The sequence below is a fragment of the Paenibacillus sp. 7541 genome (assembly GCF_002276395.1).
GTDB lineage: Bacteria > Bacillota > Bacilli > Paenibacillales > Paenibacillaceae > Paenibacillus_AQ > Paenibacillus_AQ campinasensis.
The window spans coordinates 258,341-284,547 of sequence record NZ_NQLZ01000015.1 but is presented as its reverse complement, the minus strand read 5'-3'; the positions used below and the strand labels follow the sequence as shown (position 1 = coordinate 284,547).

17 protein-coding genes are annotated in these 26,207 nt (G+C 53.9%); 4 read left to right on the top strand and 13 right to left on the bottom strand.

What is annotated here, in order from left to right; translation table 11 throughout:
* Positions 1-74: 74 nt before the first annotated feature.
* Positions 75-1,874, bottom strand: coding sequence for an oligoendopeptidase F (pepF, locus tag CHH75_RS10520; RefSeq protein ID WP_095263609.1), 1,800 nt, complete (start codon positions 1,872-1,874; stop codon positions 75-77).
* A gap of 224 nt (positions 1,875-2,098) precedes the next feature.
* On the opposite strand from pepF, the gene CHH75_RS25255 reads away from it, so the two are divergent.
* The 4 genes from CHH75_RS25255 to CHH75_RS10505 all read left to right on the top strand — a co-directional run bounded on the left by CHH75_RS25255 (position 2,099) and on the right by CHH75_RS10505 (position 6,272).
* Complete coding sequence (locus CHH75_RS25255; protein WP_255223011.1) at positions 2,099-2,227, top strand: hypothetical protein; 129 nt, start codon at positions 2,099-2,101, stop codon at positions 2,225-2,227.
* 245 nt (positions 2,228-2,472) lie between these two features.
* The gene (locus tag CHH75_RS10515) at positions 2,473-4,488 is read left to right on the top strand and encodes an endonuclease MutS2 (RefSeq protein WP_095398109.1); all 2,016 of its coding nucleotides are present in this window, start codon (positions 2,473-2,475) and stop codon (positions 4,486-4,488) included.
* Between the two features lie 182 nt (positions 4,489-4,670).
* The gene (locus tag CHH75_RS10510) at positions 4,671-5,534 is read left to right on the top strand and encodes a class I SAM-dependent methyltransferase (protein WP_095263608.1); all 864 of its coding nucleotides are present in this window, start codon (positions 4,671-4,673) and stop codon (positions 5,532-5,534) included.
* Between the two features lie 3 nt (positions 5,535-5,537).
* Positions 5,538-6,272, top strand: a complete 735-nt coding sequence (locus tag CHH75_RS10505) for an RluA family pseudouridine synthase (RefSeq protein WP_095398099.1) — start codon at positions 5,538-5,540, stop codon at positions 6,270-6,272.
* Positions 6,273-6,353: 81 nt separating this feature from the next.
* On the opposite strand, the gene CHH75_RS10500 is transcribed toward CHH75_RS10505, so the two are convergent.
* From CHH75_RS10500 to CHH75_RS10440, 12 genes are all read right to left on the bottom strand, one after another.
* The gene (locus tag CHH75_RS10500; RefSeq protein ID WP_095398098.1) at positions 6,354-6,785 is read right to left on the bottom strand and encodes a MarR family transcriptional regulator; all 432 of its coding nucleotides are present in this window, start codon (positions 6,783-6,785) and stop codon (positions 6,354-6,356) included.
* A gap of 395 nt (positions 6,786-7,180) precedes the next feature.
* Positions 7,181-9,640, bottom strand: coding sequence for a DNA gyrase subunit A (gene gyrA / locus CHH75_RS10495; RefSeq protein WP_095398097.1), 2,460 nt, complete (start codon positions 9,638-9,640; stop codon positions 7,181-7,183).
* Positions 9,641-9,651: 11 nt separating this feature from the next.
* On the bottom strand, positions 9,652-11,631 hold the full coding sequence (gene parE, locus CHH75_RS10490; RefSeq protein WP_095398096.1) for a DNA topoisomerase IV subunit B: 1,980 nt from the start codon (positions 11,629-11,631) through the stop codon (positions 9,652-9,654).
* A gap of 102 nt (positions 11,632-11,733) precedes the next feature.
* Entirely contained in the window at positions 11,734-12,723 is a 990-nt protein-coding gene (locus tag CHH75_RS10485; RefSeq protein WP_095263591.1) for an ABC transporter permease, read from the bottom strand.
* A complete protein-coding gene (locus CHH75_RS10480) occupies positions 12,716-13,684 on the bottom strand; it encodes an ABC transporter ATP-binding protein (RefSeq protein WP_095398095.1) in 969 nt (322 codons plus the stop codon). The genes CHH75_RS10485 and CHH75_RS10480 overlap by 8 nt, the downstream gene beginning before the upstream one ends.
* 62 nt (positions 13,685-13,746) lie before the next feature.
* Positions 13,747-14,592 carry a GDSL-type esterase/lipase family protein gene (locus CHH75_RS10475; RefSeq protein WP_095398094.1) on the bottom strand — a complete coding sequence of 282 codons (846 nt, stop codon included), beginning with the start codon at positions 14,590-14,592 and terminating at the stop codon, positions 13,747-13,749.
* A 195-nt stretch (positions 14,593-14,787) separates the two neighbouring features.
* Positions 14,788-15,882 carry a threonine aldolase family protein gene (locus tag CHH75_RS10465; protein ID WP_095398092.1) on the bottom strand — a complete coding sequence of 365 codons (1,095 nt, stop codon included), beginning with the start codon at positions 15,880-15,882 and terminating at the stop codon, positions 14,788-14,790.
* A 181-nt stretch (positions 15,883-16,063) separates the two neighbouring features.
* On the bottom strand, positions 16,064-16,906 hold the full coding sequence (locus tag CHH75_RS10460) for a CAP domain-containing protein (protein WP_095398091.1): 843 nt from the start codon (positions 16,904-16,906) through the stop codon (positions 16,064-16,066).
* Between the two features lie 284 nt (positions 16,907-17,190).
* A complete protein-coding gene (locus tag CHH75_RS10455; RefSeq protein WP_095263585.1) occupies positions 17,191-17,652 on the bottom strand; it encodes a GNAT family N-acetyltransferase in 462 nt (153 codons plus the stop codon).
* A gap of 140 nt (positions 17,653-17,792) precedes the next feature.
* Entirely contained in the window at positions 17,793-19,592 is a 1,800-nt protein-coding gene (locus CHH75_RS10450; RefSeq protein WP_413773600.1) for an ABC transporter ATP-binding protein, read from the bottom strand.
* Positions 19,593-19,660: 68 nt separating this feature from the next.
* Positions 19,661-21,445: an ABC transporter ATP-binding protein gene (locus CHH75_RS10445; RefSeq protein ID WP_095263583.1), complete on the bottom strand. Its 1,785-nt coding sequence runs from the start codon at positions 21,443-21,445 to the stop codon at positions 19,661-19,663.
* Positions 21,446-21,769: 324 nt separating this feature from the next.
* On the bottom strand, positions 21,770-25,435 hold the full coding sequence (locus CHH75_RS10440) for a dynamin family protein (RefSeq protein ID WP_095398090.1): 3,666 nt from the start codon (positions 25,433-25,435) through the stop codon (positions 21,770-21,772).
* Positions 25,436-26,207 lie beyond the last annotated feature (772 nt).

Sequence of the window (26,207 nt, the reverse complement as noted above, 5' to 3'; positions counted from 1 at the left end):
CCTTCATAACGGGACCCTTGGGGTTGTTCTCCTATATATGTTGTTCGCTTAATGTCATGAATTCCGGATATGACTTACTCGTACAACGCTTCTAGCTCATCGATCAGGGAACCGACATACGCAACGGCGCGGGAGATCGGCTCGGATGTGGACATATCCACTCCAGCCAGCGCCATCAGCTTCAGCGGCTCCAGGCTGCCTCCTGCTTTCAGCACCTCAAGCCAGCGGTCCACCGCAGGCTGGCCTTCCTCGCGGATCACTTGGGCCGCCGCCGTCGAAGCGGTCAAGCCCGCAGCATACGTATACGGGTACAATCCCATATAATAATGCGGCTGTCTCATCCAGGTCAGCTTCGCCCCTTCATCCAGTTCAAGTGCGTCGCCCCAGAAATCAGAGAGCACCTGTCCCTTCAGCTCGGACAGCTTATCGGCTGTAATCGCATGATCCTCACTTGCCCAGCGGTACACTCTTCTTTGCAGTTCTGCTTCCAGCAGATGGGTCACATAGTTGTGATAGTAGGTGCTGAGAAGCTGCTGAATAATGAAGCGGCGCATCCGTTTGTCTTCCGCGTTCTTCATCAGATGATCAGCCAGCAACAGCTCATTCATCGTCGACGGAGCTTCAATGAAGTACATCGATGGACGGGCATTGGTGATGCGCTGATTGCGCCCTGCCAGCATCAGATGTCCGGCATGCCCGACTTCATGCGCCAGCGTGAAGGCGCTGCGCATGTTGTTCGCCCACGTCACAAGAATGTAGGAGTGCACACCATACGTTGAAGAGCAGAAGGCTCCTGTGGATTTTCCGATATTGTCGGCATAGTCAACCCAGCGCTTCGTAAAGGTGGAATCCACGATCTCCCCGTATTCCGGTCCGAGCACCGCAAGCGCACTGCGGATGGTCGAACATGCTTCCTCATAGGAAATGCTTGGATTGAAGTCCGGATCCAGCGGTGCTTTCAGATCACAGAACAGCATTTTGTCCAGGCCGAGCACCCGCTTTTTCAATTTCATCAGCCGACGCATATGTGGAGCCAATTCTGTCAGGATCGTATCATGAATGAGATCGTACATCTCGGTCGTAACCTGCTGCGGCTTCAGCAGCATCTCCGTTACGGAGGAGTATCCCCGCAGGCGGGACAGGATGACCTGCTTCTTCACTTCGGTTGCATAGGCTTCGGCAAACGTGTGGCGCGACCCTTGCAGCGACTTGCTGAAGGAAGCATAAGCCGCACGGCGCAGCTCGGTATCCTCGCTCATCTCATATGTATTCTCATAGAGGCGGAACGATACGGGCTGCTTCTCCTCGCCTTCGCCGATATCCTCAAAGGTCATATCCGACAGCTTGCCGCGTAAATAGATCCGGTAAGGTGCGCCAAGCACTTCGCCCAGTGAGGCCAGCACCTGCTCCGTTTCAGAGGTCAGACGATGCGGCTTCGTGTCAAGCAGCAGCTTAAGGCTGCGTTCGTACGAGGCCAGCCCCTTCTCTTCTTGTAGATACCTGTCAAGCCAGCCGTCTTCAAGCTCCAGCAGTTCGGATTCAACAAAGGTCAGCGATGACATAATTCTAGACATCACATCGCCGGACTTCGCCGAATTGGACAGATTCAGCGGATTGGTGCCGTCCTCGGATTGCCGAAGCCGGGCATAGGCAGCCGCTTTCCCCGCTTCCTCCAATAGCGCCTCCTGTTCGTTCAAGCATTCCAGCAGCACGGAGGCTCCTTCGCCAAGGCGCCCTTTGAATCGGGTAAGTGATTCTGCCTGCTTCAGAACAGCTTCCAAGCCTTTCTCAAATGCCTCTTGTGACGGAAATAAGTCGGTCAGGTCCCACGTCTCATGGACAGGAACCTCTGCGCGTGTCAGCATTTTCCCCATAAATACAGTTCCTCCTGTCTCTCCTCGTTAAAAAATCCCTAATGTTACTAATTCCAGCGTAACGCAATCTGAACGACAAAACAAGTTTGGAAGCAAATGAAACATTTTATGAGTCTGCCTATTGACTTCCGCATCCCCGCAGTTTTATAGTTAGGCCATACCCTTTCATATAAGGAGAGATTTTGATGTCGGTGAATGTTCTTAACTAACCAAATTTCATATGGATGGAGCTTGCCAGTTTTTATGTGCGTGTCCCGGATTTCGGGCATGTTTATTTTGCTGTGCCGATTCTGTCCGTTGAATTAGTTAAGAACTACGGATATCAATTGAAGCCCTTTTCGGGTTCACTCTGATAAGATACATTCGAGCCGTGCTGTAGTTCAGCACGGTTTTTTTGCCTTTTGCTTTCCCCGGTCAGCACCGCCCCGGTGTCCACCCCTGACCGAAGGCAAGGCTTGTTTCAAGTATCTTGTGAGCGTGTACCCTTCTTCCGGCGGCAAGTGAACCCTGTTCACTTGCCGCTTTTTTGTATGGGCTCGATATTGTATGCAAGGGAACTTACCTATCAAAGGAGCGAGAAGCGATGAATAACCAAATAATGAATGAAGCGATGAGCAAACTGGAGTTTTCCAAAATTCGGGCGGAGCTGGAGCACTATGCGGTCACTTACCTCGGCCAGCGACATATCCAGCAGCTCGCCCCGTTAACGCAGCCGAAAGCGATCAGACACCGGCTGTGGGAAACCGAGGAAGCACGGAGGCTGCTTGAAGCAAGGGCCAGCGTCCCCCTACCTTCACTCGAGGGCATTGAGCTCGTGCTGGATTTGCTCGGTACCGGGTATGTGCTGACCGAGCGCGATTTAGGGCATATTGCCCAGTTTTTGCGGAGCTGCCGCCAGCTGATCAAGTATATGGCCGCCAAAGGCGAGCTCGCCCCCACTATTTCAAGCTATGCAGCCTCCATGCAAGAGCTGGACCAGCTGCTGAATGAAATTGAAACCAGCATTCACGGCGGCCGCATCGTCGATCATGCCAGCAAGGAGCTCGCCAAGATCCGCAAAAAAATCCAGGTGACCGGGGAGCGGATCAAACGAAAGCTGGACCAGCTGCTTAACCGTCATCAAAGCATCTTGATGGAGCATGTCATCAGCAAACGTGCCGGGCACTACGTGCTCCCTGTCAAGAAAGAGTATCGCAAGCAGATCAAAGGGACCCTTCTTGACGAATCGGCCAGCGGCCAGACGGTATTTATCGAGCCTCAAGAGTTGCTTTCACTCCAGATGGAACTGAGCCTGCTGCAAAGCGAGGAAGCCAAGGAGGAAACAAAAATATTAAGCGAACTGACAGGTCTGACGGAGCGATATGAACAGGAGCTGAGAATCAATGTCGATACAGTTGGCATGTATGATTTTATACTCGCAAGGGGCAAGTATGCACTGGCCATCGGCGGGCGCAATGTAAGCCTCAATCAGGAGGGATACATCCATCTGATAGGAGCGGTCCATCCGCTGCTTGGCGCGGCCATGATTCCGCTAGATTTTCGGATTGGCCGGGGCTACAGAACTCTCATCATTACCGGTCCGAATACCGGCGGCAAAACATCGGCGCTCAAGACGATCGGGCTGATCACATTGATGGTGCAGTCCGGGCTGCTGGTGCCGGTTCAGGAGGGAAGCGAATGCGCCATCTTCGAGGAAGTGGCTGTCGACATCGGAGACGGTCAGAGCCTGGAGCATGCGCTCAGCACCTTCTCGGCCCATATCCGGAATATCAAAGATATATTGTTAACGGCCGGCACATCCACGCTTGTCCTGCTCGATGAAATGGCCTCCGGTACCGATCCGGGGGAGGGCGTTGGATTGTCCATCGCCATACTTGAGGAGCTCCACCGGCGTCAGGCAACCGTCGTGGTCACGACCCATTTTACCGAGATCAAAAATTTTGCCACCCGTTCCCCGGGGTTCGAAAATGCCCGCATGGAATTTGATACCGAAACGCTGGAGCCGCTATACCGTCTGCGTATCGGCGAAGCCGGACACAGCTACGCCTTTGTCATCGCAGCCAGGCTGGGCATCCCGGAAGCGATCATCGCCAGATCCCGGGAAATTTCACAGCTCGGCCGCAGCGTCGATCTGTCTCTGGACCATGAGCCTGATCGCATCAGCGAACGCGGATCGGACCAGGACGCACAGGACGCATCCCTGGGCGAGACGGTCATAAGCAGCCAACCGGCGGTGCCAGATAGCGAGGAGACTGCTCCTCCCTACTTCCGGCAAGAGCCAGCGGTTACGGAAGCAGAACATGCCGCCAATGAAGCAGCAACCCGGCCGAAATTTCGCTTGGGCGACAGGGTATATATCCCCTATTTGAAACGCAGCGGCACGGTGTATGATCTGCCCGACGGAAGAGGGAATGTCGGCGTCATGATCCAGAACGATAAGGTACGGATCAATCACAAGCGGCTGAAGCCCTTTATCGGTGCGGAGGAGCTATATCCGGAGGAATACGATCTGGACATCGTATTTGAGAGTAAGGAAAACCGCAAAAAGCGAAATTTGATGAAACGCAAGCATGTCGAAGGGCTGACGATTGAAACGAAGCCGGAATCCCCATGATGCAAAGCAGAGGTTTCCGTATCTGCTTATGTTCGAACTTAAGGATCTAGGCGGGCAGCTCTTTAGCCGCCTCCTTTCCATCCGGCTGAAACGAACGCTCAGCTCCTCCCTGCTTGGTAGCATTTCGCGTGCCATTTGGTGTACAATAAAATCCAAATGACGTTTAGAGGATGGTTATCAACATGTATGTAGCTCAAGATTGGCAAGATTACGAGGTCATTGATACCGGAGGCGGCGAGAAGCTGGAGCGCTGGGGCGATGTCATTCTTCGCCGGCCCGATCCGCAAATTATATGGCCGATCAAGCAAGAGGACGGATTATGGCGAAATGTGCACGGGCATTATCATCGCAGTTCGTCCGGAGGCGGACAGTGGGAGATGAAGAAGCAGATTCCCGAACGGTGGACGATTTCCTATGACCGGCTCAAATTTTATATTCGTCCGACCAGCTTCAAGCATACCGGGCTGTTCCCTGAACAGGCAGCCAACTGGCGCTGGATGATGGACAAGATTGCAGCCGCTGGACGGCCGATCCGGGTGCTCAACCTGTTTGCATATACGGGCGGGGCAACGGTAGCCGCCGCATCGGCGGGTGCGCAGGTCGTTCATGTCGATGCCGCGAAAGGCATGGTGCAATGGGCGAAGGAGAATGCCGCATTGTCCGGGCTGGCGGATCACCCGATCCGCTATATTACGGATGATGTGTTCAAGTTCGTACAGCGCGAGCAGCGCCGCGGCAATCGTTATGACGCCATCATTATGGATCCCCCATCTTACGGGCGCGGTCCCGGAGGCGAGACGTGGAAGCTGGAGCACAGTCTCTACCCGTTCCTGGAGAGCTGTCTTGAGATCATTTCCGATCAGCCGCTGTTCATGCTTATCAATTCCTACACAACAGGAATTTCCCCGTCCGTGCTGAACAATATGCTGACCATGACCATGAAGCCGAAATTCGGAGGGACGATTACCGCGGGTGAAATCGGGCTGCCGATTACCCGTTCAGGGTTAAACCTTCCATGCGGCATTCTCGGTCGCTGGGAGTCGTAAGCGATGAGCGGTGAACACCGCACAGTCTATCCGCACATCGACGTACTGTTCGAGGATAATCATGTGCTTGCCGTAAGCAAGCCGGTAAACATTCCTTCCCAGGAAGATGCGACCGGCGACCCGGATATGCTGACGATTCTGAAACAGGATCTCAAGGAACGCTATAACAAGCCGGGCAATGTATACCTCGGACTTGTCCATCGCCTTGACCGGCCAGTCGGCGGGGCTATGGTATTCGCCAAAACGTCCAAGGCAGCCTCACGCCTGTCGGAAGCCGTCCGCAGCCGCAGCCTTCGCAAACGTTACGTTGCCGTCGTTCACGGCACTCCGTCCAAAGCGAACGGTCGTCTGGTGGATATGCTGTACAAGGATTCCAGAACCAATACGGTGTCCGTCGTCCCGAAAGGAACCGAGGGAGCCAAGGAAGCGGTGCTGGATTACACCGTACTGGCCACAAATGACAAACTGTCTTTGGTGCTTATCGAGCTTCATACCGGAAGGCCTCACCAGATTCGCGTTCAGTTAAGCCAACTGGGTCACCCGCTGTACGGGGACCAGAAATACGGCAGCCGCTTGAACAAGGCGGGCCAGCAGATTGCCTTATGGTCCGTGCAGCTCGGGTTCCCTCATCCGACCAGCAAGGAAGAGATTGTGATCCAGGCCATGCCGCCTGCGGCGCATCCATGGAGCCTGTTCCAGCCGGAGCTGATCCAGCGTGCACTGCAGCTGCGAGACTGACCCATTCAATTAATAGAGCCCCTGGTGCTTGAAGATGGAATAGCATCCTATTCCCTTCCTGCATCAGGGGCTCTATGTCTGTTAAGCCTCCACCAGCGCTTCCTGGGGCGCTGTGCTGATCTTGCCGAGCAAATAGATAAGCAGCTGCTGATTATGCGACGATATCCGGCTTAACACCTGTGACAAATACTCGTCGCGGACTTTCAGGCCCCGCTTGTACTCTTCCTTTCCTTTATATGAGATCGTGACCCATACAATGCGTCGATCCTCTTCATCCCGTTCTCGCAAAATAAGGCCGTTCTTCTCCATCCGGTCCAGGAGCATCGTGACTGCCGCAGGGCTGGTGGCCAGATAAGGAATAAAATCCGAGGGCTTCATGCGCTGCTGCTCCTCCAGCACCTCAAGTACGGTTAACTGCGCTTCCGTTAACGAGGGCGCGAGCCCCCCCTCCATATGCAGCTTGTAATCCTTGGCCAGCTTGGACCATACCTTGGCAAACTCGGCTGTATACATCGTTATCCCGTCCTTTCCGGTTGCGCACCCGCTTGGGATACACCCCGTCTTCCTATTGATGTAATGGCATACATAGTTCCTGTTTATTTATAGGATTAACTTTCGCGCTTGCTCTTCCATATTCCTGCTTTTTTCGTAAAAAAATATAATTTCCAACAATACGACATTTCCTGATATCCCTTGTCATTCAAGGCATCTCATGTTTCCGTTTAATTCGACACATAGTTACTTATGTAGTATAGTGCAAACTAAATTCGCGGAGGTAACCTGCGATGAATCTGCACTCGCACACACAAAAATCCCCTGAAAATGCCATTGGATTCACCAATGAATTTCCAGGGGATGGTTCTTAACAACCGATCAGGCTTACAAAATTGCGACAATCGTCCCCGCAATCAGCCTTCCTTGTTCTGCTCCGGCTTCGGATGCACGACCAGATCCTGCACAATACCGTTCTTGCCAACATCCACCAGCAGCTTGCCGACAGATTTGCGTTCGGCAATCGGAACTTTCTCCGAATGAATCAGATAAGGCTGCCCATGCTGATCATACGCCGTAATATCCATCGGTTCACGGCAGTAGAACGCACCGACAATAACATTTCCGTTCGGTTTGACGCGCTTGCCTTCCTTGAATTCGAAGGTGACGATGCCTTTTCCTCCCCGGCTTTGCGCCGCATAATCGATGAGCAGACTGCGCTTGCCGTAGCCGAGATCCGTTATCGTGAGCACTTCGCCTTCATCTTCTTCAACCCAAAGCGAAGCCACGACTTCATCGTCATCCCGAAGCTGAATGCCGCGTACCCCGCCGGACACGCGTCCCATGCTGTTCACCTCCGACTCACGGAAGCGAATGCTCATGCCACCCTTCGTTACCAGCATCATTTCCTTGGTGCCATCACTCATCGTTACGCTCAAGACCCGATCATCTGCAGCCAGCTTCACCGCCGCTACCGCGCCGGTCCGCTTCGTGGCATAATCCTTCAGCTCTGTCCGCTTGACCTGTCCCTTGCGGGTAACAAACACCAGGGTTTTGCCAGCCTCATCAAGATTGGACACCGGAATCACAGAGACGATGGAATCTTCCTTCGGCAGCTGAATCACATTCACGATCGCCGTTCCCGCATCCTTCCATTTGTACTCCGGAACTTGGTGAACAGGCAGCAGGAAATACTGTCCGCGATCGGTGAAGATCAGCAAGCTATCCAGCGTGTTCACTTCGAACAGGCGTGTAATATAATCGCCTTCCTTCACGCCCGAGCTCTCAAGCTCACCGCCGGAGCGGGTGAAGGACAGCATGCTGGTCCGCTTGATGTAACCATCCTTGGACAGTGTCACAAGCACATCCTCCGCGTTAACGAGCACTTCAAGATTCACCTTGATCTCTTCCACTTCATCCTGAATGTCGGAACGGCGGTCGACGCCGTACTTCTCCCGGATTTCAAGCAGCTCCTTGCGAATCACGCCGATCAGCTTCTTGTCATTGTCCAGAATGGAGCGTAAATTGTCGATCTTCTTCATCAGCTCATCCAGTTCCTTCTGAAGCTGATGAATTTCAAGATTGGTCAGGCGGTACAGCTGCAATGTCAGAATCGAATCTGCCTGCCGCTCCGTAAAACCAAACATCCATTCCAGGTTCTTCTGCGCGTCCTGGCGGTTCTTGGAGGCTTTAATCGCATTGATGACCTCATCCAAAATGTTCAAGGCCTTCACAAGCCCTTCAAGCACATGCGCACGGTCTTCTGCACGCTCCAGCTCATACTGGGTACGATGGGTCACCACTTCGCGCTGATGGGCGATGTAGGCTTCCAGCATCGCCTTCAATCCGAGCTGCTGCGGCGTTTTGTTCACAATCGCCACCATGTTGAAGTTATAGTTGACCTGAAGATCCGTCTTCTTGAGCAGGTACGCGAGAATCCCGTTCGCATCCGCATCCTTCTTCAGCTCAACGACGATCCGCTGGCCGTCGCGGCCGCTCTCATCCCGAACTTCAGCGATGCCTTCAACCTTCTTCTCCAGACGGATGTTCTCCATCGCAGTCACCAGTCTCGACTTGACCACCTGATACGGAATCTCGGTAATGACGATTTGCTGCTTGCCGCCGCGAAGCGATTCAATCTCGGTCTTCGCCCGGATGTATATGCGTCCCTTGCCGGTGCGATAGGCATCGAGGATGCCTTCCCGCCCCATGATGATGCCGCCGGTTGGAAAATCCGGCCCTTTGATAAAGGTCATAATGTCAGCCAGCTCAATATCTGGCTTCTGCATGACCGCGATACACGCATCGATCACCTCACGCAAATTATGCGGCGGAATTTCCGTGGCGAATCCGGCGGAAATGCCGCTCGCTCCGTTCACCAGCAAGTTCGGATAACGCGAAGGAAGCACGACCGGCTCCTTCGCCGTGTTATCAAAATTATCCTTGAACAATACGGTGCGCTTCTCAATGTCGCGCAGCAGCTCCATCGCAATCGGAGACAGGCGCGCTTCCGTGTAACGCATAGCCGCCGCCGGGTCATCATCCACAGAGCCCCAGTTCCCGTGACCCTGCACAAGCACATGCCCCATCTTCCACGGCTGGGCCATCCGCACCATGCCTTCATAGATCGCGCTGTCGCCGTGCGGATGATAGTTCCCCATCACGTCTCCGACCGTCTTGGCCGATTTGCGATATGGCTTGTCCGGGGTATTCCCGGAATCATACATCGCATACAGAATGCGGCGCTGAACCGGCTTCAGGCCATCGCGAACATCGGGAATCGCCCGGTCCTGAATAATATATTTCGAGTACCGTCCAAAACGGTCACCGACAACCTCTTCCAAATACGCGGGTAAAAACTGCTCGGATAAACTCATTCATTCACCTTCTATTCCTCAGACTCGGCAAAATCGACGTTCTCCACGATCCAGCGCTTGCGCGGATCGACCTTGTCTCCCATTAGCGTCGATACGCGCCGTTCCGCTTTGGCCGCATCTTCAATCTGGACCTGCAGCAGCGTCCGTGTCTCCGGATTCATGGTCGTTTCCCACAGCTGATCCGGGTTCATCTCGCCGAGCCCCTTATAGCGCTGCAGCTCATAATTTTTGAATTCCTTCAGATAGTTAGCCAGCTGCTCCTCCGTCCACGCATATCGCACCGTTTCCAGCTTGCCTGAACGGCTGGCGATTTTGTAGAGCGGCGGCTGGGCTATATAGACCCTGCCCTCATCAATGAGGGGCTTCATGTACCGATAGAAGAACGTGAGCAGCAGCACCTGAATATGTGCGCCGTCGGTGTCCGCATCGGTCATGATAATGATCTTGGAATAATTGCTGTCCGACGAGGAAAATTCGGTGCCGATTCCAGCTCCAATCGCCGATACAATCGCCCGGTACTCCTCGTTTTTCAAAATATCAGCCAGCTTCGACTTCTCCGGGTTCATCGGCTTGCCCTTCAGCGGTAGAATCGCCTGGATTTTCGAATCCCGGCCCTGCTTCGCCGAGCCGCCAGCGGAATCGCCTTCCACGATAAACAGCTCCGTCCTCGTGAAATCCTTCGATTGAGCCGGCGTCAGCTTGCCGCCCAGATTGGAGCTCTCGCTGCGCTTCTTGCCGCTGCGCATCTCGTCTCTGGCTTTGCGGGCCGCTTCGCGGGCTTTGGAAGCCTGGATCGCTTTCTTCAGCAGCGTTTGTGCAACTTGCGGATTCTCCTCCAGGAAAATCTGCATCTTCTCGGTTACGATACTATCAACCGCACTGCGGGCGGAGGCGCTGCCAAGCTGATCCTTCGTCTGGCCGACGAATTCCACCTCCGACATTTTGACGCTGATGACCGCCATCATCCCTTCCCGCAGATCGTTGCCCTCCAGGTTCTTGTCCTTCTCCTTCAGAAGGCTGTTCTTCCGGGCATAATCGTTCATCACACGCGTGTATGCCGTCTTAAAGCCGGTCTCATGCGTTCCTCCGCCCCGGGTCGGGATGGAGTTGACGAAGGATGCCAGCGTCTCCGTATAACCGGCATTGTATTGCAGCGCGATCTCCACTTCGATATCATCCTTCTCGGCATAGAAATGGATGACATCGTGAAGCACATCCTTGCCTTCATTCAGAAACTGAACGAACTGGCTCGCTCCGCCTTCGTAGAAGAACTCTTCGCCATTGCCGCTTCGCTCATCCTTGAGCACGATGCGCAAGCCCGAGTTAAGAAACGCGATCTCCTGAAGCCGCTCGGCCAACGTGTCGTAGTTGAGATTGGTGCTGGCCGTGAAGACGCGTGCATCTGGCTTAAACGTAATCTTGGTCCCGGTCTTGTTCGTATTGCCAAGCACCTCAAGCCCGGTCACCGGCTCACCTACATGCTCCTTGCCGTTCTTGTCCTTCCAGTACTCGAAGCGCTGACGATGAATTTTGCCATCGCGATAGATCTCCACTACGAGCCATTCGGACAGCGCGTTAGTCACCGATGCACCAACCCCGTGCAATCCGCCCGATTTCTTATATCCCGACCCGCCGAATTTACCGCCAGCATGCAGAATCGTAAAGACCACCTGTGGAGTAGGGATGCCTGTCTTGTGCATGCCGGTCGGAATTCCGCGCCCGTTATCATAGACGGTCACCGAACCGTCTTGATGCAATGTAATTTCAATTCTCGTGCAGTACTTGGCCAAATGCTCGTCAACGGCATTATCCACGATCTCCCACACCAGATGATGCAAGCCGGACGTGCTGGTGCTGCCTATGTACATGCCTGGCCGTTTGCGTACCGCAACCAAGCCTTCGAGCACTTGAATGTCGTCAGCATCGTATCCTGAACGGCTGTTACCGCCATTCTGTGATGACTCTGCAAACAAATCGATCTGTTCGACCATTCATGCTCCTCCTTCAATTCTCATATCAAAACATTCATTAACGATACTTTGGGAATCATACCCTAGAAAAAATGCAAACAGATGTTTCATGCTTTGTCCATTTTAATTCAATATATCCCTTCTCGTAAAGACGCTGAATGAAACTAGGATGGCCAAAGCCGCCCAAACCGCCAGTACAATCAGGGAAAAATTGAGTGTCATGCCTTCAATTGGAGGCAGATTGCCGGCCAAATAGTCGGTCAGGTTCAAATTCACCATGAACAGATATTTGGCACTGTTCCAAGCGGAGGCCATGTTCGTCAAAATATTGCCTGCAATGAGAGCCGCCATCATAATGACGATGCTGGCCGCCGTGCTTCGTACAAGCACGGACACCATAAAGGCCAGCATGCCGACACAGACACCGACATACCAGACGAGACCGCCTTGCATCAGCAAATACTTCCACTGCGGCACCGCTTGAACCGTGGACATGTCAACCTCCGAGCCTACGATCGTAAAGCCCGTGAATATCGGCAGATTAAACCCGGCGTAGCCGAAGGCCAATCCGGACACAAGATAAGCGATAATATATGCCGACACCACGATGAGCGAGATAAACATCAACAGTGCGACCAGCTTGCTGAGCAGCACTTTCCATCGCTTGACCGGGCGCGTAAGCAGCATCTTGATCGTCCCCGTCGTCCGCTCCCCGGACACAATATCGGAGGCGATCGCCATAATCATGAGCGGGATGAACAAGGAGATGGAATTATTCATGAACTCACGGGTAAATGTGACGCCATTCGGTTCATTAGGATTTACATCATGCTCCAAATAATACCGCATTTGCTGAATAAAAATCATCCGGTATCGCTTCCATTCATCCGGAATCCGGTCGCTGCTGAGCGAAGACTCGTTGTCCGTGATCCGCTGCTGCAGCTCCAGCCGCCAGTCGCTGTTAAACTTGTCGCGGCTTCTCTCTGCCGATTTCATCTGTGCATATGTAAACATCGGCACCAGAACGAGCAGCACAAGCAATATGACATAAAATCGCTTGCGTTTGACAATTTTTATCGTTTCATTCTGGATCAAAGGCCACAAGCTACTCAATATTCTCACCCTCCGTCATCTGGAGGAACAGCTGCTCCAGTGTAGGATTGATCCGGTGAACCGCCCGAACTTCAATACCTTCGCGAACGAGCCGCTCGACCGTCCGGGAGGTGGCATACTCTTGCATTCGCGTCACAATCGCATCCGGGGACATCCCGGCTAATATTCCATCATCCAGCTCTTCTTCCGGATGCTCCACTACCTGGCAAGCCTCCAGCTGCTCCAATATCTGCTTGCCCTTCGCAGCCGGCTGAAGATCCCATATCACCAGATCGCTGCTGCCGGATATCAATTCCTCCACTTCGCCGACAGCCAGAATCCGGCCGCTGCTAATAATGGCCACCCGGTCACACAGCAGCTGAATTTCACTGAGCAGATGACTGGATACAAATACCGCCAGCCCCTCGTCCGCTAAGCGCTGAATGAACTGCCTCATCTCCTTGATCCCCTTCGGATCCAGGCCGTTAGTCGGCTCATCGAGGATGAGCAGCTTTGGGCGGCCAAGCAGCGCCTGAGCGATGCCCAGCCGCTGTCTCATGCCTAGGGAATAGGTGCTGACCTTGTCGTGAATTCTTCGATTCATCCCGACCAGATCAACCACCTCGGTGATTCTGGCCTGATCGACTCCCTTTTGCATCCGCGCAAAATGTTCGAGATTTTCCCAGCCGGTCAGAAACGAATACATCTCGGGATTTTCCACGATCGAGCCGACATAACGAAGCGCCTGCTCCTGCTGACGATTGACATCATAACCGCTGACCTTGATCACACCGGAGGTCGGCTTGATCAAATCGACCAGCATCCGGATCGTCGTCGTTTTGCCGGCTCCGTTCGGGCCGAGAAAGCCGAAGATTTCGCCCGCTCTCACATCAAAGGTCACGTCGTGTATAATCCATTTTCGACCAATCTTTTTCTTAACATGCTCGACTGACAATACAACTTCCGAAGATTTTCCGTTCAACGCTTAAGCCTCCTCCGCTATCTTCATGCTCGCGGCTATACGCCAGGCGGGCGTCCCGCCTGTCACAACAAGCCTTTCACGATTCGTTCCGCTATCGCCTGATATCCCTCGCCGTTCGGATGGAAATGATCCGAGGATAAATACACATCCAGCTTGTGCTGGAACAGGTCAAACGTTGGAACTAGCGTCATATTGGCATCCCGGCTGATCATTTCCATCGCGGCCTGATTCCAGGCGGATACCACGATATTTCCGGGGATGAGCAGCTCCGGCAAATCCGCAAACGGATGATACAGCCCTACGTAGACAATGCGGGCATGAGGATTAATCTCCCGCAAGGTTCCCAGGATGCGCTGCAATCGCTCGGTTGCCTGCGGGAGCGCCTCCATCAGCAGTTCCGGATCCAGCTCCAGCTCGGCAGCGCCCGAGTTTACAGAAGATAACAGGCCGCTGCCTTGAAACAAGTCATTGCCGCCGATGGTCAGCAAGATCAAATCAGCCTGCTCCAGTGAATATCGGACCCCTCGTTCACCAAGCTTCGGCAGCAGCTGCTCAGTGGTTTGCCCGTTGACGGCCAGGTTATTCAGCAGCTCCGTTTCCCGGCCCTCCGCATTCAGCAAATCGATCGTGCGCCGCACATACCCGCCTCCGGCATCTCCGGTTCCCCTTGTCAGCGAGTCGCCGATGGCCGCCACTTTAATGGTCTCCGGAAGCGCAGGCAGCCCCTGTGGCTCCGCGGTCGCTGGCGGCACGGATTCGATCTCGGTTTCGCCTGGTTGCTCAGTGATTACCTGTCCCTGGGGATAGTTAATATCCCGAAACGCATATACAAAGCCGGCAATGAGCAGAACCGTAGCTACAATCGAGGCTGTAGCGGCGATTCGCCATATCCAGGCAGTTGATTTCATAAGCTCCTCTCCCTCCTGTGAAGTTGGCACACCGGTTAGTCATGATCGATCCTGAAATCATCTGATTCGTCATCATTGATTCTGAAAGCACCAGGCTCGTCCACTGCATGAATCGTTCGTCCGGCAACCATTATGTACATTACCTTAAAACTTCCGGGATTCATTTGCAATATGACATGGCGTTTCAAGCTTCCGTCATAATCGTTGACGAAGCTGCTCATCCAGCAGACGAAACGCTTCTTGCAGCTTAAGTTTCGGCACGTCTGCGTAACGATCACCGATCGTTACTTCATAACGGCACGAAACGCCATCATCGCTGCTCAAATAACTGGTCAGGCCGACCCCTGTTGTTTCACAGATGTCAATCATAACAGCCTCCAGCTGGTCCTTCGGCAGAGGCACAAGCACATGAAACATGTTCGATACCGGCACGTTCGGAAGAATTGTAACTCCGTAACAAGCATGATAGAAGCTCGCCAGTTCCTTGGCCCCCTCGTAATATTGCGCCATGCGGGACTCACGCTGATCAAAATAATAATCGGCACTTAGAATATAGGGATACAGGCTGATCAGATCGCCGCCGTGCCGCCTTTTCCACACTTTGGATGTTTGAATGAAATCGGCATCCCCGGCCAGCACCGCGCCGGCGATCCCGCCGATGCCTTTATATAACGAGATGAACACACTGTCAAACAGGCTGCTGATTTCAGCCGCGGACCGTTCATAATACGGCGTTATTTCTAACAAGCGCGCCCCATCCATATGCAGCTTGATGCCGCGTTTACGGCAGTAGGCCGAGATCGCCTCCAGCTCCTCGTATTCAGGCAGCTGGCCCCCGATCTCCCGCTGCGGCAGCTCTAATAGCAGGCACGCAATCTCGCCTTCAATCTGCCGCACATCCTCCAGCCGGATGACTCGATTGTTGTCTGCAATAAGCACCGTTTCGATATGATGAAGCTCCTTCAAGCCATCCTCTTCGTGAATCTCCAGATGGCATAGCGGATGATAAGCCACCCTCTTCAGCTGCTGCCGGTCACACCAAATGCGCAGTGCGATCTGCTGCGCCATCGTTCCGCTCGGGAAAAAGACAGCTGCTTCCTTTCCCAAATAGTCGGCCATCCGGTTTTGAAAATCCTCGATGATTTTCCCGCCGCCGTAGTGGTCGCCCTGCATCGTGCCATCCGCAGCGTCAAGCGCATCTTTAAGCATTTGCACATTGCGTTTGCCATGACCCGTCACCGGATAAGCAGCCCCGATGAATGCTTCAATCAGTGTCTTGTTCACTGTCATCCGCCTCGTTCTCCCCTTTAAACATATTGTCACTATGCCTAAAGATATCATATCGGCGTTTGTTGCCGCAAAATAAACCTTCGGACGTCGCCCGCCAGCGGCGCAATAAAAAGCCGTTTCATTCCGTAAAAAGAATGAAACGGCTATCGAAGCTCCTGGGGATATCGTGGACATCATCCGATTATTGGCTAATAAATTCTTGCACCCAGTATCCGTTATAATATCCGACACCAATCATTGTAAAGTTCGGAGACAGGATGTTCTCGCGGTGACCTTGGCTGTTCATCCATGCGTTCATCACTTCCTCTGCAGAACGCTGACCCATCGCGATGTTCTCACCAGCATAGCGGTACGAAATGCCGTATGCCTTCATCATATCAAATGGGGAGCCATGGGTAGGCGAGGTGTGGCTGAAGTAATTGTTGTCGCTCATATCCTTCGCTTTATCTACCGCCATGGTCGTCAGTCTGTCATGAACCGTGAGCGGGCTCAGACCTGCCTTCGCACGCTCATCATTCACCAGTTTCACAACTTGGGCAGCAAAGCTGGATTGATCCGTTGTGCCTGCAGGCTGTGCTGGAGCAGACGGTCTGCTCGGCGCTGCGTTATTTCCGGATCCCGGTTGGCTGCTCTCGGGCTGACTTGCTGACGGCTTCTCTGCAACCGGCGCCTTTGGCTTATCCGGCTGGCTTGTCGAAGGTTGATCTGTCGATGGCTTGCTTGGTGCCGGCTTCTCGGCCGACGGCTTGCTTGGTGCTGGCTTGTCTTCAGCAGGCTCCTCAGCCGATGGCTTGTCCACCGCTTGACCCTTGCCCGGTACGGACGGAAGCTCCACTTGATACTGGATCAGCCACTTGCCCCACCACTGGCCTTCAAGCAATTTCTGAACCGCTTGCTGATAGTTCTGAATCGGCTCGCTCTTGGCCGGTGCGGCCGATGCGGTTTGCGGAAGCAGCATGCCTACAGCAAGGACCGCTGCGATACCGGTCGTGCCGGCGATTTTCTTGAAATTATGTTTGCTCATGAATAAGTCATCTCCTTATTAACCAATGGAATGATTCCGGCGCCTGATCGCATAGATGTTCAGTCTGGGTGTTGTTACTTAAGTATTGCTGCGATCAGACAATGGTTACATTTTTGTAATTAACTTACGACCACATTGTAACATATCTAAAATTCACAACAAGCCCACAAAAAATGGCAGGCTGATCCGGCCTGAACAACAAAACCGCCCCGGCATACCGGGACGGTTCAAATCAAAAGAAAAATACCCATCACATCCGTGATGGGTTCATGAAAGCAAGAAGACTACAGCTTCTTGCTAAACTGATAACAGTTCTTCTCAAATCCGATATGTTCATAAAACGCATGTTCCGGGGCAAGTTCTTCCCGGTTGCCGCTCACGAGAAACAAGAGGTTGCTACCCTGCTGCTTACCCCATGCTTCTGCTGCCCGGATTAATCGTTTGCCGATTCCTTGGCCGCGGCAGTTTGAGGTTACAATTACCGAAGTAATTTGAGTGACCTGCTCGGTCTTAACGAAGGATTTGACTTGTCGAAGCATGATCATTCCTACAACCTTGCCATCCAGTTCTGCAACCATATTGCAGTGCAGCGGATCGGCAGACATTGCCTCCATCCGTTCACGCATCACATTCAGCGTGGTCGGATAATTCAATTCTCGCATTAGGGAGGTGACAGCTTCCAAATCTTTCTGCTCAAAGTTTCGAATCAGCAGTGCAGGCGCAGACACAACGCTTTCGATGCTCATTATAACCTCATGCTTCCCTTCTTCTATGAAATTGTAAAACTACTATCTCTATTTTGTTAGTTTATGAAGAAGATTGCAAGAGCGATACGACATTTTTTTTACATTTGTGTCGGATTTGTTAAACCTTTGTTAATCCAATTTTACAAAAAACGGTATTGTGCCTCAATCAATCCGTAATAGGTGCCTTTTTCCTTCATCAATGCCTGATGATTTCCTTCTTCAATGATCCGGCCATGATCGAGAACAACGATATGATCTGCATGCCGAATCGTGGACAATCGGTGGGCAACGATAAAGGAGGTGCGGCCTTTAAGCAGCAGTTTGAGCGCTTCTTGAATTTTCAACTCGGTTTCGGTATCGATGCTGGCCGTTGCCTCGTCAAGAATGAGAATGCGCGGGTCAGCAAGCAAGGCTCTGGCAAACGACAGCAGCTGACGCTGCCCCATGGACAGCATGTTGCCGCGTTCCTCTACCTCGGTGTCATAACCATTCGGCATTTGAACGATGAACTCGTGCGCGCCGACAGCCTTGGCAACCTCTTCAATCTCCTCGTTGGTCGCATCGAGACGTCCGAAGCGAATGTTGTCGCGAATGGTCCCCGAGAAAATAAACGTATCCTGGAGCACGATGCCAATCTGATGGCGAAGGCTCTCCACCTCGACATCCCGGATGTCGTAACCGTCAATCGTCAGCTTGCCATCTGAAATATCATAGAATCGGCTGAGCAGATTGATGATTGTACTTTTACCGGAACCGGTGTGCCCTACAAGTGCAATGGATTGCCCGGCCTTGACATCCAGATTGATCCCCTTCAGCGCCTGACGTCCTTTCTCGTATTCAAACACAACGTTCTCCAGCTTGATGTCACCTTTAATCTGCGGGAGCTTGGTTGCGTTCGGCTTGCTCTTGATGTTCGGATCCTCGTCGATGAATTCGAAAATCCGTTCAGAGGACGCCATCGCCACGAGAAGCTGGTTGTACATTTGACCCAGGCGGTTAATCGGCTCCCAGAAGTTGCCGACATACTGGGCGAACGCGACCAGAAGGCCGATCGTCAGCTGTCCTTGCTGGATGAGGGTGGCCCCCAGCCAGAACAGAATCAGCGATCCGAAGCCGCCGGTAATCTCAATCAGCGGGCCGAACCCTTGGTTCATCGCAGATGCTTTATCCCAGGACTTTTTGCTGTCCTTGTTCATATGGTCGAAGAACTTCATGTTCTCCTCTTCTTGCGTGTAGGCTTGCGTCACCCGAATTCCTTGAATCGACTCGTTCAAGTGAGAGTTGATCCGCGAGTTCTTCGTCCGCACTTCCTGCCAGGCTCTGCGAATCCGAATGCGAAGCTTGGTCGAGATGAAGAACATGATTGGCACGGTCACGATGACCGCCAGCCCCAGCTTCCAGTTAATCAGAAGGAGGATAATGACGATCCCGAACAACTGGACGCAGTCAATGATCAGGTTGACGACCCCGTTTGTGAACAGATCCTGAAGCGAGTTGACATCGTTCGTAACCCGGACAAGTACGGAGCCTGCTGGGCGCTTGTCAAAAAAGTTGAATGACAGCCGCTGAATGTGGCGGAATAGATCGGCCCGAAGATCGTAAATGACCCGCTGTCCAATAATGTTCGTATACTTGATCCGGAAAATGCCGGTAATCCACTGAATGATGTACAGGACGAGCACGATGATCGTAATCTGATACAGCATCGTCAAGCTTGGAGTGCCAACGCTCGGATCAGGATCAATCGCCTTGTCAATCGCCATACTTGTCAGAAACGGAACAGCCAGCTTGGTCGCTGTACCGATGATCATCATCAGGGCGATCAGCGGTAAAATCTGTTTTGCATAAGGCCTCATATACGAGATGAGCCGGGTTAACTGCTTCCAGTTAAACGGCTTTTCAATCGCATCATCATCCTTGTACACAAAACGCTCGTTCATCTGTCCTTCCGGCTTGTTGTCCCCGGAGGACGTGCGCCTGTGCCGGGGCTCTGTATTTACATTTGTGCTCATACTTGCACCTGCCCTTGCGCCTTGCCAAGACCCTCTTGCGATTGTCTGGCAATAAGATCCGCATATTGTATTTTGTATACATCCTGATAAGGACCAGGAACCGCAATCAGGTCATTATGCTTGCCTCGCTGCACAATTTTCCCTTCATCCAGCACAAGGATCTCGTCAGCATGTCTTAATGAAGAAATTCGATGCGCAATAATAAAGGTGGTTCTGCCGCGCATCACTTCCTGGAACCCGGCCTGGATTTCATGCTCGGTTTCCATATCGACGGCGCTCGTCGCATCGTCCAGAATGAGGATTTTCGGATCCTTCAGCAAAGCGCGCGCAATCGCGATCCGCTGCTTCTGGCCGCCGGAGAGGCCCATTCCCCGTTCGCCGACGATGGTGTCGTAGCCGTCTTTCATTTCCATAATGAAATCATGCGCTTTGGCCAGCTTGGCAACGCGGATAATTTCATCCATCGATACATCCTTCATCCCGTAAGCAATGTTGTTCTTAATGCTGGAGGAGAACAAGAATGTCTCTTGAAACACGGTGGCAATCTGACTGCGAAGGCTTCTCACCTTAATATCATTGATGTTCACGCCATCCAGCTTGATCGTGCCCTGATTCACGTTATAGGCATGCATCAACAGCTGAATAATGGTGGACTTCCCGGAGCCGGTGCCCCCAAGCAGACCAATGACCGTTCCCGGAGGGGCATCGATATTGATATCCTTGACTGCCGCCATTTTGTTGCCGTAGGCAAAAGTGACGCCATCGAATACGACATGACCTTTGACCTCGCTAGGCACCAGATCTACAGCATTCTCCCTGTCCTTGACGTCAATCGGCTGATTCAGCAGCTCCAGCACCCGTTCACCGGACGCTTTGGACTGCGTGTAGTTGTTGATATGGAAGCCAATGCCCCACAGCGGTCCGATGATGTACCAAATCAAGCTGAAAAAGGCAACCAGCTGGCCGAGCGTAATCGACTCGTTAATAACCATCGTGCCGCCGACCACGAGCAGAATGACCACGCTGATGTTGGCAAAGAGCTCCATAAGCGGAAAATAACGCGCCCAGATGCCGGAAGCAAAAATTTGGTTCGATTTGTAGCGTTCGTTCCGACCGGAAAACTTCTCCACCTCATGCGGCTCGCGGGCGAAGGATTTAACGGTACGAACCCCGGTGATGTTCTCCTGGACCGCGGTTGTCAGCGAGCTGAGCGCCAGGCGCATCTCCTGGAAAGCCGGATGGATTTTGGACTCGAATTTAAGCGCTGCCACGACGAGAAACGGCATTGCCACCAGTGTGACCAGCGTCAGCTGCCAGCTGATGGTCAACATCATGATGGCGCCGAAGGTCACCATCAGCAGCATGTTGAGAAGCTGAGCGAAGCCGAAGCCGATAAACATCCGGATCGCTTCCAGGTCGCCCGTCAGACGGGACATCAGATCGCCCGTTCGAGCCGTGTCATAATAACGGAATGATAAAAATTGCAGCTTTTCATAGCAGGCATTTCTCAGCTTGTAAGCGAGAAAGTTTCCCAGTCGGCCACCAAAAAAGCCATGCAGAAACTGCATTGAGGCTTTCAGAATGACAACGCCAAGCACGGTAAGGGCCAGCTGCGGCACAATCCCAAAGTTCTGTTGCTTGATGGCATCATCAATCAGCACTTGCAGCAGATAAGGGTAGACAAGCCCTAATCCGGTTGCAATGGCCAGACACAGGATGGAAAGAAAGAGGTAACTTCGTTTCTCCCAAAAGAAGCCCTGCAGTTGCCTGAGAACATTCATGTTTTTCCTCCTTTGGATTTTCGTTCGGTTATGTAGCATTAATGAAGTTTATCACCGACCTCACCCCTCGGCAAAGAGAATAAATCGCCGTATATTCGCCTTTACCTCCCCATCCCGGCAAATTGGGGAACTTATCGTCGGTTCATGATTAAATAATCGTTAATTCTCATAAATACTGGGGCATGTTATCTCAATTCTTGTACCTTGGGCTTCCCGGAATTCAAGGCCTTATCGCAGCCTGAAAAATAAGCAATAAAAAGCCCCAGGCCCGCAGTGGGGCCAAGGGCTGGAAGCGCCATTAAATGTCATTTTTCACGCAATTTTCTACTCATCCGACCGCTGAGGCCGACGCTGAAGCTGCATATCCAATTCATGAGCCAGCTGCCGCCATACTTCCGGAGACTGCCCATCCTGAAGTGAGCTGACAAGAGCGTCCACCGCTTCGTCGAGCTGGGTCTTCAGCTGGCTCTCCTGAAGCTGCAGCGAATGGGCCAGCTGCTGTTCATAATGAGCAAGCAGCTGCGCCTCGCGAGCCTTCAAGGCAGCCGCGATCGCTTCCTTCACCTTAGGCTCCAGCGCTTCCCGGAGCTTTTGGCTGCCGCTGCCTTCGAAGAAGGCTTTCGGGTTTTTGAAGTAAGGCCAGTAGGTAGACCAGTCCTCCCCGAGCTGCAGCTCGGTTTCCTGCAGCTCCGGAGCTGCCCAGTCCTTCTCCCGGCGAAGGGTGAGCGTACAGCCGGCCCAGCCGGAAATGTCCGACACCGCCTCATGCGCCGCCTGCTCCACCCATGTTCGGCCGACCTTCTCCAGCCTCAGCGTGGTCGCCCACAGCTCCTGATCAAGCTCCAGCGACAGGGTGCGCATCAGATCGCGCCCGCAAGCGGCAAAAGCCGACTTCAGCTGCCCCGCATCTTCGCGAAGCACCGATGGATGGAACGACTCCTGGAAGAAGCGGCCCAACGCATATTCCAGCCGCTGCCGGACATGGAACAGCAGCTCGCTGCACTCCCGGCCCATATCCTTCGCCAGATCCTGCCCGGAAAGCACAGACAGCCTCGCCAATCCTTGCTCCCGCGCCTCCTTCAGGCCGGCGATTCTCGCCGCCCGGGCATGCTCATCCTGGGCAGCCATGTCCGCCCAGGACAGGACGCGGTCCCGGACCACAGCCATCTCATCATAGCCTGCGCGAAGCGACAGCCCCGGCAGTTCTTCTACCGCAAAGTGACCGAGCGCCGTCTCAAAGGCCGGAAAACCGGATTGGCCCAGCTGCTCCTCATCGCCCGCCCGCTTTCCTTCCAGCGCCAGCATGCTGGACACCGGAAAAATATGCGGGCTGCCTACACCGCTCCGCGTCAAATTGCCGCGGACATGCTTCACGACCTCTTCCAGCTCTTCTTCTGTGGACGCGAGATCGGCGGCGTTGACAATAAAAAACATTTTATCAAGCGCAAAGCTGTCCTTCACCCGGCCGAGCTGGGACAGAAACTGTCGGTCGGCCTTGGAGAACGCATGATTATAATACGTGACATACACAATCGCGTCAGCATTCTTAATGAAATTGAAGGTTACACCTGTATGGCGGGCATGAAGCGAATCCGCTCCCGGCGTATCCACCAGCACGATGCCCTGCTCGGTCAGCGGACAGCTGTAGTACAGATCAATGCCGTCAACGAAGCAGGATCTGGTCTCGTCTGCAACGTAGCTCCGGTACAGATCCAGCTCCACGTTCTCGGTCGTGCCGAGCTTGCTGCTCATCATCTCCCACCCGGCGGCCGCCGCTTTAAGAAATCCGTAATGCGGCAGACCGGCCGGATGAAGCCCTTCCGGGGTAAGCCGCTCGGCCGCTTGACGCCAGCTGCTCTCCACCGGCGGCTCAAGGCCGAGCACACTGAAGGAGTATTTCAGATCCTCCCACCACATCTCGTAGGTTTTCATGCGGACGGCAGCCGTCCCATGCGGCATCGCATCGGTCGGCGCCATAATCCGGTTGACGGCAGCCGTTGTCGGATGCGGCGACACCGGCAGCACCGCTTCGCCGAGCAGCGCGTTGGCGAAGGAGGACTTGCCGGCGCTGAACGCCCCGAACAGCGCCAGCGTAAATGAGCCGCCCGCGAGCGCATCCGCGCGGGCGGTCAAATCCCGCGCGGCCGACGCCAGCGCGGGATGCGGCGCCAGCCGCTCGGCGGCAGCGCGCAGCTCCGCTGCCGCCGCCTCAAGGCGCTGGCGCCGCAACAGCGCCGCGCCGCCAGGCGCGCCGGCGCGCGGCGCCGTGCGCCCGTGCCCCTCCGGCGCAGCCGGGGCACGGCCCGGGCCGCCCGCGGCCTGCTGCGCAGGCGCCGCGGCGGGCTCCCTCACCTCCGGCAGGAGGCCGGGGGTGAGGGCAGGCGGCGGCGGGAGCAGCTGTGCCAGCTCCGCCGCCCGGGCGGCTTCCCCCTGCTGCAGCGCAGCATAGCGGGCGGAAGCCGCCGATTGCGCCAGCAGCTCGACGCGCTGGCGCTCCAGCTCCTGCAGACGGACGGCAGCGTCGTCCGTCATGGCAGCGCGCAGCCGGTCGGCCAGAGCCGATACGGCGCGCCGGTAGCTGGCCTTGATGTCCTCGGCCAGCTCCCGGCAGTAGTTCAGCACATACTCCCCGGACAGCATCACGTCCGGGTTCGCCTTCTTCAGCAGCTGCTCCGAAGTAACCGCCGGAAGCTCATTATCCAGCGCCGATTCCCAGTCCGGGGTCCACTGTGCATGCTCGCTGACCACGTCCCGGATCAGCTTGCGGACATGCCAGTCCAGCTGCGCCTCGGCCTGCTCCTGAAGCCGGGACAGAAAAGCATCCAGCCGGCGCTTGCGCTCCTCCTCCGTCTTGCCGGCGGAGAACAGGAAGCCGACCTTGAACCCGCTCCGGCGGCTGTCCAGAAAGGCCGCCCCCAGCTCCCGCACATCGGCCGGCGTCACATTCGCATTCGCGATGATCGAATCGGCGTCCTGGCGCAGCTGCGCCTTGACCTGATCCGGAAGCCCGCCGATGACACGCTTCTGCTCCTCCAGGCCGTCTAGGCGGCTTGCCAGGACAGCAGCGGCCTCCTCACCGCCCATTTCCGCCAGCAGCGCTTCCTTCTCCTCCTGCTGACTTCGCACCAAAGCTTCCAAATGCTGATCGCCGACATGCCGAACCGAGCGGGCAATGCTGTATGCCAGCAGCGGCTCCCGCTGCTTAAGCAGGCCGGAGATAACCCCCTTCAGCGTCTCCCACTGATTATACGGATGATCCGCGCTTTTCAGTGATGTGCATAACAGCCCTTTATACGTAACCTTCCACTGGGCAAAAGCCTTCTTCACATCGTTTAAATACGATTCCAGCGTCAGCTCGCTGTCCCGATGCTTGTCGATCTGGTTCACGATCAAGTACAGCGGCTTGCCCCAATCCGACAGGCTCTTGGCAAACATCAGATTGCTCTCGGATTGAACATGGTTATAATCCATAACATAAAACACAATATCGGCCATATGCAGTGCCGAATGCGTAGCCATCCGGTGCCCGTCATCGGTGGAATCGACACCTGGCGTATCCATCAGCACGCCATGTGTGCCAAGCAGCGGCACCTCATCCCATACTTCAATCGCCGCATATTCCCCGCCTTCCCGGCAATAGGCTCCCAGCTCCTCCGGTGTCGCCAGCAGCGGCGGAGCATCCGGAGATGACGAGCGGTGGATCAGCGCACGCGGTTCGCCATGACGTATCGTCACCACATTTGCGCTGGTCGGCACCGGACCGGACGGCAGCACCTTTTTCCCGCACAGCGCATTGATCATACTCGACTTCCCGGCAGAGAAATGACCGCAAAACGCCAGCGTCAGCTCCCCGGCATTTTCTTTTCGTATCAAATCATAGGCTAGAACAGCCGAAGCTTCATCGCCCCACTTCACAAATTGCTCCCGGACCTTCGTTAATCCGGACATGCTGGTTCCGCTTTCATATTCAGTAATCAGCTTCACGTCCATCGTTCTCCTGAGATTGTATTTGTTCATATCTCCATTATTCTAACACTGCCCGGGCCGTAAAGGAATCCATTATGTTGGAACTCCTGCCCAGAGAGTCAGCCCCCTAACCGTTTTCGACCTCCTCATTGATCGGACGCCTTTCACCGTTATCCCTTTTGATCAGGCAGAGGTATCAACTGCCGGGCATGGCTTGACCGACCCTATCATCGTGCTAATCCCCACGCCCCGGAAGCTGCACAAGGTGGGAAAAGAGGAGATGACGATGATAAGGACACAATAGCAATAATAGGTTTAACTGAGAAGAAGTAGAAGTAGAAGTAGCAGTGACAGTAGCATTTGCAGTAGCATTTGCAGTAGCATTTGCAGTAGCATATGCATTTGCATTTGTTTCTCTGTTTCTTACATATTTCTCGGGTACTTCTTGCCTATCTCTTGCTTCGTCTCGTCTCTAGTTCTTTCTATTTCTTGCTTCTATCATTTTTTTCTTCCTACATATTTCTTGCTCCTTACATATTTCTGGCTTACTTCATATTTCTTGCTTACTTCATATTTCTTGCTTACTTCATATTTCTTGCCGCCTGTTCCTTGCCTGCTTTTTTGTCCGCTCCCCCCGCCTCCAGCCTGGCTGCAGCTCTCCCTGAACAAAAGGGATAATAGTCAAAGGGGAACGGAAGGATAACGACAAGAGCATCGACACACCACTTCGACATTACCCGTTCGACAACCAGTGGACATAACAAAAAAAGCCGGGAGGAAAAACATAGCGTTTTTC